This is a genomic window from Wolbachia endosymbiont of Tuta absoluta, from assembly GCF_059414725.1.
In genome coordinates, this window is sequence record NZ_JBNRJY010000681.1 from 1 (window position 1) to 2,223 (window position 2,223).

Consider the following 2,223-nt stretch of genomic DNA (forward strand, 5'->3'; position numbering starts at 1 on the left):
GATCGTATTGCAAAAGAATATCCGGATATAAAGGCGGAACATTATATAGTTGATATTGGAATGGCACGTGTTGCCACAGAACCCGAGAATTTCGATGTTATAGTAACTGAAAATCTATATGGCGACATATTATCAGACATAGTAGCACAAACCTCAGGTTCTGTAGGGCTTGCAGGAAGTAGCAATATAGGTAATGAATATGCAATGTTTGAAGCGGTTCACGGCTCTGCTCCTGATATTGCAGGAAAAAATATAGCTAATCCTTCTGGTCTTTTAAATGCCGCAGTACATATGTTGGTCTATATTGGTCAAGTGAGTACTGCAAAACTAATCTACGATGCATGGCTCAAGACTTTGGAAGATGGAGTACATACCGCTGATTTATATAAGGAGAAAAAGAGTAAACAAAAGGTTGGAACAAAAGAATTTGCAAAAGCTGTTATAGATAATCTAGGGAAAAAACCCACAACGTTATCTGAGCTTATAATTAGCAGTGATTCGGATAGTAAAATAAATAAAGTACAAGACAATTACGAACAAGATTACAAAGTTAAAAAGCTAGTGGGTAGTGATATAACGCTTGCTTGGGACAAATCCAACAATTTTGATCAAATAGTTAGGTTATTTGAATCGAGTAATCTGAAAATGATAGCAATATACTCAAAAGGACTTGCAATTTGGCCAGGAGGCTCAAAGTCTTCAAGTGACCAAATAATCTGCAGGTTTATTGCAAATAATGAAATTACAAATAGTGATGTGAATAACTTGCTAATCAAATTTGAGGAACACAATTTTGATGTGGTGAGAATGGATAAGTTGTATTTGTATGATGGGAAAGAGGGTTTCTTCTCTTAGTGGTTGCTTGATATTTTTATGCTTGTGTGAAACATTAAATATATTATACTAATAGCATCGTGTATTTATGTGAGGTGTAGTAATGAGTCAACATTTTAAGTTAACTGGTCAGGAGTTTTATGATAGTAATGGTCTGTTTAACGTACTAGAGATAAAAGCTGAACAAATTGTAGGTAAAGATTATCAAGCTCTTAGCAAGTTTCTGAAAAAACAATATAATAAATTGATACTTGTAAACCATCCTGACAAAGGTGGAAACAAAAATAGATTTGATCAGATTTATAAAGCTTATCAAGAGCTAAAAAAGTACATTAAACCTTTGGAGTCAGGAAATCCTTGTGTTAAAGTCAGCGTTGATGCTGAAAGTAATGGACGTTTAACGGCAAGAGAGTTTCACTATAGGAGAAAGTTGTTTAACGAGCTAAAAATCAGTGAGGAAGAAGCTGTAGGTAAAGATTTTGATGGGTTGATTGCTATACTAAAAAGAAATGATTGTTCGTTTGGAGAAGACCTAAAAAGCTATAATGAACTTCAGGCTCAAATAGAGAGGATTTTGCTAAATCCAAATTTAGATAATTTTCAGAGGAGTGTACAAAGTGCAAAGTTAATGCAAGAGTTATATCAATATATAGCAAAGCCAAGCATACAATTATTCAATTATATTACTCCTCTAAAAGAAAAGAGAAGCCTAATTGAAGAAGATAAAAAGACATTAGCATTGAAATTTATAGAGCGCAAAAATGCTCTAATGTTAGTACCAAAAATAAGTTTTCTGCCTTTAGCTATATTAACTACAATTACTATAGGTTGCTATTTTTCATGGTGGATCATAGCACTTAATATCATTATTAATAACGCCTCTCGTTTATTAGTAGGTCATTATATGAAAAAGTATGCCAATTCAGAAATTTCTACTGATGAATTCATAAGTAAGATGAGCTATATCGAGCTAAGCAGTAAACTTCTTATCAACTATCCTTTAGCTGCTTTTTCTGTTTATTTAGTTACAATAAATTTCATTGCTAATGGATTAACTGTTGGTGGAGCTGTACTTGGTCCACTATTGTTATTGGCAGTATTAATTGAAATGTTAGCTCCTGTTTTCTCAAAAGGCTGTGAAATATATGCTGACAAGCACACAAAAGATTTACTAGAAGAGGATCCAAGAGATAGAGTGCAAAAGGAGACTGATCTGTTAGGACGGTATGATCCACGAAGGCTATTAATGCCGATAATTATGCCTCTTGTTAGAAAGTGTTTTGCAGAAGTGGCAAGCAAATTTGCTGAGAGGAATTTTGATGAGGTAAAAACTGATATGTCTGATGTTAATACTGAAGGACTATCTAATCCTCAAGCAATTGAATTCTT

General features: G+C 33.6%; 2 protein-coding genes. Both read left to right on the forward strand.

Annotated features, from left to right (window positions below; genetic code table 11):
- On the forward strand, window positions 1-855 hold an 855-nt coding region (locus tag ACJ5GX_RS07185), incomplete at its 5' end, for an isocitrate/isopropylmalate family dehydrogenase (protein WP_495292852.1).
- Window positions 856-937: 82 nt separating this feature from the next.
- The coding region (locus ACJ5GX_RS07190) for a molecular chaperone DnaJ (protein ID WP_495292853.1) at window positions 938-2,223 on the forward strand (1,286 nt) is incomplete at its 3' end.